Genomic DNA, 7,040 nt, shown 5'->3' with positions numbered 1-7,040 from the left:
GTCCTGCGCGCGCTCGGCCAGGCCCACCTGGGCCAGGGCGGCGCGGGCGCGCTCAGCCGCCGCCTCTGCGTCCAGCCCCAGGGCGATGTTGTCGAGCACGCGCTTCCAGGGCAGCAGGCGCGAGTCCTGGAACATGATGCGAACGTCCTCGCGCCGCGTCCCGGTCTGCGCCTGACCATCCAGCGCCAGCGTGCCGGCGCTGCCCTGCTCCAGGCCGGCCAGCAGGCGCAACAAGGTGCTCTTGCCGCAACCGCTGCGGCCCACGATGGCCACAAACTCGCCCGGCCGAACCTTGAGATCGATGCCCTGCAGCACGGGGCGCTCGCCAAAGGATTTGTCCAGCGACGCGATCTCGATGGCCAGCCCGGCGCTGGGCTGGGGCGCTGGCGCCGCCGGCGCTGCCGCGGGCTGAGCCTCGCGGTGCAGGCCAAAGGCCAGCATATCGATGTCCTTCATCATCAACATGGTTTGAAACTCCTTGGTCAGACCGTGGCCTGAGCGCGATAGCCCGGGTGCCAGACCAGCCACCAGCGCTCCAGGCCCTTGGCCAGCACATCGGCAAGCTTGCCCAGCAAGGCGTACAGCAGGATGCCCACCAGGACCACATCGGTCTGCAGGAACTCGCGGGCATTCATCGTCAGATAGCCGATGCCGGCCTGGGCCGAGATGGTCTCGGCCACGATCAGCAAGACCCACATCAGCCCGAGCGAGAAGCGCAGGCCCACCAGGATGGAGGGCAAGGCGCCGGGCAGGATGACCTGGCGGTAGAGCTGCCAGCCCGACAGGCCGTAGCTGCGCGCCATCTCGATCAGGCCCGCGTCCACCGAACGGATGCCATGGAAGGTGTTGAGATAGATCGGAAAGAACACGCCCACCGACACCAGAAAGAGCTTGGCGCTCTCGTCAATGCCGAACCACAGGATGACCAGGGGGATCAGGGCCAGGGCCGGGATGTTGCGCAGCATCTGGAAGCTGGTGTCCAGCAAGGTCTCGGCCAGACGCAGGCTGCCCGTGAGCAGGCCCAGCAGCAGGCCCAGGCCGCCGCCTATGGCCAGGCCCGCCAGGGCCCGGCCGCTGCTGACCGCCACGTGGTGCCACAGCTCGCCGGAGCGCGCCAGGTTCCAGAAGGCCTGCAAGACCGCCAGAGGCTCGGGCAGCACGCGGCTGGACAGCCAGCCCTGCCGCGCGGCCAGCTCCCAGGCCAAGAGCAGGCTCAGGGGCAGCAGCCAGGGCAGCAGGCGCCGCAGCGCGGGTCGCGAGGAAACAGCCAGGGTGCTCATGCTCCGCCCCTCAGCTCTGCGCCACGCGCGGGACATAGGTATTGGCCACCACCTCGCCAAAGGGTCCGGTCAGGGCCTGGCCCGGCAGCTTCTGCTGCAGCTCCAGCGGCAGCAGGGGGAAGACCAGCTCGGCAAAGCGGTGCGCTTCGTCCAGATGCGGATAACCCGAGAGCACGAAGTACTCCAGGCCCAGCTCGGCGTACTCCTTCAGCCGGTCCGCCACCTGCTGCGCGCTGCCCACCAGGGCCGTGCCGGCGCCACCACGCACCAGGCCGACGCCCGCCCAGAGATTGGGCGAGATCTCCAGGCCCTCGCGCACATTGGCCTTGTTGAACTTGCCGCGGTGCAGCTCGGCCATGCGACGCTGGCCCACGGAATCCATCTGCGCAAACTTGCGCTGCGCGGCGGCCACCGTGGCTTCATCGAGTTCCGAGACCAGCTCGGCCGCGGCGCGCCAGGCCTCGTCCTCGGTCTCGCGCACGATCACATGCAGGCGGATGCCGAATTTCAGCGTGCGTCCGTGGCGGGCGGCGCGTGCGCGCACATCGGCCACCTTGGCGGCCACCGCGGCAGGGGGCTCACCCCAGGTCAGATAGGTCTCCACCTGCTCGGCCGCCAGCTCGTGGGCGGGCTCCGAAGAGCCGCCGAAGAAGACCTGCGGATACGGCTGGCTGACCGGCGGATAGAGCAGCTTGGCGCCCTTGACCTGCAGATGCTTGCCCTCGAAGTCGAAGGACTCGCCGGCGTGCGAGCGCGCCAGGATCTCGCGCCAGATGCGGATGAATTCGGCCGACTCCTCATAGCGCTCGGCGTGGCCGAGGAACTGACCATCGCCGGCCAGTTCCTCCGCGTCGCCACCGGTGACCAGATTCACCAGCACGCGCCCGCCCGAGAGACGGTCCAGGGTGGCGGCCATGCGGGCCGACTGGGCCGGCGCCACCAGACCCGGCCGCAGCGCCACCAGGAACTTCAGGCGCCGCGTGGCATCGATCAGGCTGGCCGCGACGATCCAGGAGTCCTCGCAGGACCGGCCGGTCGGGATGAGCACACCTTCGTAGCCCAGGCTGTCGGCCGCGATGGCGATCTGCTTGAAGTAGTCCAGATTGGCGACGCGCGCGCCCTTGCTGGTGCCCAGGTAGCGGGAATCGCCATGGGTGGGAATGAACCAGAGGATCTTCATGGGGAGTCTTTCTGCTCTTGGAAACAATGGCGGGGTCAGCGCAGCGCGGCCAGGGCTCGGCCCGGCTGCCAGACGATCTCGGCCACACGCAGGGGCTTGGGGATCAGGCCCAGCTGCGCAAAGGCATCGGCCACCTGCTGCTGCTCGGCCACCAGGGCCGGGGTCAGCGGCCCCACGGGCGAAGCCGGACGACGCTCCAGCACGCGCTGCACCGTGCTCAACGGCAAGCCAGAGAACTGGGCGAAGCGCTGCGCGCTGTCCTCGGGCCGGCTTTGCACATAGGCATCAGCCTCGGTGAGCGCGGCGAACAGCGCCCTCAGCGTGGGCTCATGACTGGCCAGACGGCGCGAGGCCAGGTAGAAGCTGTTGTTGCTGCTCAGCTCGCGGCTGGTGGCCAGCACGCGCACCGCGCCAGCCTGCTCGGCGGCGGCATAGAAGGGGTCCCAGATCACCCAGGCGTCCACCGCGCCGCGCTCGAAGGCGGCGCGCGCGTCGGCCGGCGGCAGGTAGATGGGCTGGATCTCGCTCCACTGCAGGCCCGCCTTCTTAACCGCCTGCACGAGCAGGAAATGCGCGCTGGAGCCCTTCTGCAGCGCGATGCGCCGGCCCTTCAGATCGGCCAGGGTCTTGAGCGCCGCATCGGGCCGGACCAGGATGGCCGAGGTGTCGGGCTTGGGTGGCTCGGCCCCCACATAGAAGAGGTCCTTGCCGGCGGCCTGCGCGAACACGGGCGGCGAGTCACCGGTGGCACCAAAGTCCACGCTACCCACCGCCAGCGCCTCCAGCAGCTGGGGCCCTGCCGGAAACTCCACCCAGCTCACCTGGCTGGCCGGCGCCAGCTTCTCCAGCAGGCCCAGGCTCTTGAGCAGCACCAGATTGATGGAACCCTTCTGGAAGCCGATGCGCAGCGGCGTCAGCGTGGCGGCATTCGCGGCCTGCGCCCGGCCCAGGCCCCACCAGCTGGCGGCGGTGAGTGCCAGCACGCGCAAGGCCTGGCGGCGCGGCGAGGAGGCGAGGTGATCGAAGCTCATGATCAAGGCCTCCCTCGCTCACTTCGTCGGCAGCGCATCGGCGATGCGCACCGGCTTGGGGATCAAGCCCAGGCCCAGGAACACATCGGCAATCTTCTGCTGCTCGCTGGCCACCTCGGCCGTGAGCGGCCGCACGCCAAATTGGTAGCGCTGCAGCGCACGCTCGACCACCGCGGTGTCCAGCCCTTGCAAGGGGGCGATCTGCGCAGCGGCAGCCTTGATATTGGCCTTGAGCCACTGGGCCTGTGCCACCGTGTCCTCGAACAAGGCCTGGATGATCTGCGGGTTGCGCGCCGCGTAGCCACGCTCGGCGAGGTAGTAGGCATAGTTGTTCACCAGCCCGCGGCCATCGGCCACGATGCGCGCGCCGGTCTGGCGCTCGACCGCGGCCAGGAAGGGGTCCCAGATGACCCAGGCATCGACCGCCCCGCGCTCGAAGGCGGCGCGCGCATCGGCGGGGGGCAGGAAGACGGGCTGGATATCGCTGTACTTCAGCCCCGCCTTCTCCAGCGCTCGCACCAGCAGGTAGTGCACATTGCTGCCCTTGTTGAGCGCCACCTTCTTGCCTCGCAGATCGGCCACCGACTTGATGGGCGAGTCCTTGGGCACCACGATGGCCTCGGCCTCGGGGGCCGCGGGATCATGGCCGATATAGACAAACTGCGCGCCGGCGGCCTGGGCAAAGATGGGGGGCGCCTCGCCCACAAAGCCCACATCCACCGCGCCGACGTTCAGCCCTTCCAGCAATTGCGGGCCGGCCGGGAACTCCACCCACTTCACCGATACGCCGTGCGGCGCCAGCCGCTTCTCCAGGCTGCCCTGGGACTTCTGAAGTGTGAGCAGGCTGGCGGACTTCTGGAATCCGATGCGCAGCTGGCTGGCCTTGTCTTGTGCCTGCGCCAGGGCAAGTCCCGGGAGCACAAGACCGAACAAGGCAAGGGCCGAGAAACCACCCAGCAGCCAGCGGCGGGAGGCTTGTGCAGAGAACAGGGATGCGAAATGTCGAGCGCTCATGATGGAGGCGAATCCTTGGAAGATGGTGAAAAAACGCCCTGGCGGCTCCGTGAAACGGACAGCATTGGTGTGCCGCCAGGGCTAATCACTCCGCAAGGGAGCGAGGAGACAAAGGGGCGATCGGGCGAACAAGTCCCGCATCGGCGAAGGAGAAGGCGCTCAGCGCGAGGCGCGAGACGCCTCAGCGCGTCAGGGCCTGCGCCGGATCGCGCACATCCCGACATCGGGCCGCCTGCGCCTGGGGCAGCCCCTCCAGGGCCCGATCCAGGCGCTGCAGCAGGGCGGCATCGGGCAGGTAGCCACTTTCGTGGGCCGTCAGCTGAGCGTCCGTGGCGAACACGCCGTCGAGGATGTGACGTGCGCCCAGCGCCGTCAGCAAGGGACGCAGCGAGTAGTCCAGGGCCAGCAGATGCGCGGCACTGCCACCGGTCGCGAGCGGCAACACGATCTTGCCGCGCAGCCCCTCCTGGGGCAGAAGGTCCAGCAGCAGCTTGAGCGCGCCGCTGTAGGCCGCCTTGTAGATGGGTGTGGACACCAGCACCACATCCGCGGCGGCCACTGCGGCCAGGGCCTGCGCGATCTGGGGCTCCCGGACATCGGCGTGCAGCAGGGCCTGGGCCGGCAAGTCGCGCGGCAGGATCAGCCGCTGTGAGGCGCTGACAGACTCCAGTCTGGCCAGGGCCAGCTGGAGCAGCGCCAGCGATCGCGAACGCGCGGAGGGGCTGCCGGAGATGGCGACGATGTGGAGGTCAGACATGGGGCTTGGAACTCTTGCGGCGGGATCTGATGCCCTGCACGATAGCCAGCGCTCAATGCGCAGAGAACCAAGAAATTCAGCCAAGCAATGCAGCACATGCTTATCAGCCTGGATGGATAGGCGCGCCCACGCGAGCAAGCCTGGGATAATCCTGGCCTCATGTCATTTGCCGATATCACCGGCCTGTTCCTGGCTTGGCTGGCGCGCCTCATCACCGGCGCGCAGGGCCACTGGAAGGGCTGCCCGCCCACCGCGGAGCAGCGCATCTATTTCGCCAACCACCAGAGCCACTTCGACTGGGTGCTGATCTGGGCCGCCTTGCCGGCCGAGCTGCGCGCCCGTACCCGCCCCATTGCCGCGCGCGACTACTGGACGGCCAGCCGTCTGCGCGCCTGGCTCACCGGGGCGGTGTTCAACGCCATCTATGTGTCACGCACCCGCAGCACGCCCGATGAGGACCCGCTGGAGCCCCTGGCGGAGGCCCTGCGCCAGGGTGACTCCCTGGTGATCTTTCCCGAGGGCACGCGCTCCAACAAGGGAGACCCCCAGCCCTTCAAGGCCGGCCTCTTCCACCTGGCGGAGCAGTTTCCGCAGGTGCAGCTGATTCCGACCTGGATCGACAATGTGCAGCGCGTCATGCCCAAGGGCGAGGTCGTGCCCGTGCCGATTCTGTGCACCGTGACCTTTGGCGAGCCCTTGCAGCTGCAGCCCGGTGAGGACAAGCGTGATTTCCTGGAACGCGCCCGCGCGGCGGTGATGGCCCAGCGGCCGGTGCAGGAGCCGGCATGAAGTCGCTGCGTCTGATGAGCGCCACCGACCAGGTGGCCCTGCTCTTCCTCATCCTGTTCGGCCTGCTGACCCTGATCACCCTGGTCGGCTTCCTGCGCTCGCTGCGCCAGGGCGACACGCCCCGCAGCGAAGCCTCCGAGAACAACTGGCGTCAGTTCAAGCGCGACCTCAAGGCCATCTGGGTGGGCTCCGGCCTGTTCTGGGTGGCCTGGGTCTCGGGCCCGCTGGGGGCCACGGTGCTGTTCGGCATCCTGTCCTTCCTGGCCCTGCGCGAGTTCATCACCCTGATGCACACGCGCCGCGGCGACCACCGCAGCCTGATCCTCGCCTTCTTCGCCATCCTGCCTCTGCAATACGTGCTGGTGGGCATGCGCCAGTTCGACATCTTCAGCGTGCTGATCCCCGTCTATGGCTTTGTGGCCATCCCGGTGGCCAGCGCCCTGGCGGGTGATCCGCAGCGTTTTCTGGAACGCAATGCCAAGATCCAGTGGGGCATCATGGTCTGCGTCTACGGCCTCTCGCACGCACCGGCCCTGCTGCTGCTGGACTTCAAGGGCTATGAGGGGCGCGGGCCCTTCCTGCTCTTCTTCATGGTGTTTGTGGTGGGCATCGGCCAGATCGTGCAGGAGGCGGCCAGCCGCTCCCTGCGGCGGCGCCCGGTGGCGCGGCGCATCAGTCGCAGCTTCTCGCTGCGCGCTTGGTGGCTGGGCCTGCTGGCCGCCGCCGTGGCGGGCACCCTGATGTACTGGATCACCCCCTTCAAGGCCGGCCAGGCCCTGGTGATGGCCGTGATCGCCACGGCGGCGGGCACCATGGGCGGCCTGGTGATGAAGGCGCTCAAACGCGATGCGGGCGTGATTTACTGGGGCAACCGCAGCTCCATCACCGGCGCCGTGGGCCTGCTGGACCGCATTGCCGTGCTCTGTTTCGCCGCGCCGGTGTTCTTCCATTCCGTGCGTTGGTACTTCAAGCTGGACCTCTGAGGCGAT

Annotated in this window: 8 protein-coding genes; 2 read left to right on the top strand and 6 right to left on the bottom strand. The window is 68.4% G+C overall.

Annotated features, from left to right (window positions below; genetic code table 11):
* The 6 genes from ACK5F2_RS12650 to ssuE form a co-directional block, all read right to left on the bottom strand.
* On the bottom strand, positions 1 to 465 hold a 465-nt coding region (locus ACK5F2_RS12650; protein ID WP_409865135.1), incomplete at its 3' end, for an ATP-binding cassette domain-containing protein.
* A 17-nt stretch (positions 466 to 482) separates the two neighbouring features.
* Positions 483 to 1,280, bottom strand: a complete 798-nt coding sequence (gene ssuC, locus ACK5F2_RS12645) for an aliphatic sulfonate ABC transporter permease SsuC (RefSeq protein ID WP_409865133.1) — start codon at positions 1,278 to 1,280, stop codon at positions 483 to 485.
* A gap of 10 nt (positions 1,281 to 1,290) precedes the next feature.
* The gene (gene ssuD, locus ACK5F2_RS12640) at positions 1,291 to 2,460 is read right to left on the bottom strand and encodes an FMNH2-dependent alkanesulfonate monooxygenase (RefSeq protein ID WP_409865131.1); all 1,170 of its coding nucleotides are present in this window, start codon (positions 2,458 to 2,460) and stop codon (positions 1,291 to 1,293) included.
* 35 nt (positions 2,461 to 2,495) lie between these two features.
* Positions 2,496 to 3,491: an aliphatic sulfonate ABC transporter substrate-binding protein gene (locus ACK5F2_RS12635; RefSeq protein ID WP_409865129.1), complete on the bottom strand. Its 996-nt coding sequence runs from the start codon at positions 3,489 to 3,491 to the stop codon at positions 2,496 to 2,498.
* Positions 3,492 to 3,509: 18 nt separating this feature from the next.
* Positions 3,510 to 4,505, bottom strand: coding sequence for a sulfonate ABC transporter substrate-binding protein (locus ACK5F2_RS12630; RefSeq protein WP_409865126.1), 996 nt, complete (start codon positions 4,503 to 4,505; stop codon positions 3,510 to 3,512).
* Between the two features lie 181 nt (positions 4,506 to 4,686).
* Positions 4,687 to 5,262, bottom strand: a complete 576-nt coding sequence (gene ssuE, locus ACK5F2_RS12625; RefSeq protein WP_409865124.1) for an NADPH-dependent FMN reductase — start codon at positions 5,260 to 5,262, stop codon at positions 4,687 to 4,689.
* Between the two features lie 159 nt (positions 5,263 to 5,421).
* On the opposite strand from ssuE, the gene ACK5F2_RS12620 reads away from it, so the two are divergent.
* On the top strand, positions 5,422 to 6,051 hold the full coding sequence (locus ACK5F2_RS12620) for a lysophospholipid acyltransferase family protein (RefSeq protein WP_409865122.1): 630 nt from the start codon (positions 5,422 to 5,424) through the stop codon (positions 6,049 to 6,051).
* Positions 6,048 to 7,034, top strand: a complete 987-nt coding sequence (locus ACK5F2_RS12615) for a phosphatidate cytidylyltransferase (RefSeq protein ID WP_133603238.1) — start codon at positions 6,048 to 6,050, stop codon at positions 7,032 to 7,034. Before ACK5F2_RS12620 ends, ACK5F2_RS12615 begins: the two co-directional genes overlap by 4 nt.
* Positions 7,035 to 7,040 lie beyond the last annotated feature (6 nt).

It is taken from the genome of Roseateles sp., from assembly GCF_046300915.1.
Classification (GTDB): Bacteria; Pseudomonadota; Gammaproteobacteria; order Burkholderiales; family Burkholderiaceae_C; genus Kinneretia.
The sequence above is the reverse complement of the archived record's forward strand: the minus strand, read 5'-3'. Positions and strand labels throughout refer to the sequence as shown.

Excerpts from the sequence above, each read along its gene's own strand:
- ACK5F2_RS12635 (WP_409865129.1), bottom strand. The coding sequence starts at position 3,491 with ATGAGCTTCGATCACCTCGCCTCCTCGCCGCGCCGCCAGGCCTTGCGC.
- ACK5F2_RS12615 (WP_133603238.1), top strand. The coding sequence starts at position 6,048 with ATGAAGTCGCTGCGTCTGATGAGCGCCACCGACCAGGTGGCCCTGCTC.
- ssuD (WP_409865131.1), bottom strand. The coding sequence starts at position 2,460 with ATGAAGATCCTCTGGTTCATTCCCACCCATGGCGATTCCCGCTACCTG.
- ACK5F2_RS12630 (WP_409865126.1), bottom strand. The coding sequence starts at position 4,505 with ATGAGCGCTCGACATTTCGCATCCCTGTTCTCTGCACAAGCCTCCCGC.
- ssuC (WP_409865133.1), bottom strand. The coding sequence starts at position 1,280 with ATGAGCACCCTGGCTGTTTCCTCGCGACCCGCGCTGCGGCGCCTGCTG.
- ACK5F2_RS12620 (WP_409865122.1), top strand. The coding sequence starts at position 5,422 with ATGTCATTTGCCGATATCACCGGCCTGTTCCTGGCTTGGCTGGCGCGC.
- ssuE (WP_409865124.1), bottom strand. The coding sequence starts at position 5,262 with ATGTCTGACCTCCACATCGTCGCCATCTCCGGCAGCCCCTCCGCGCGT.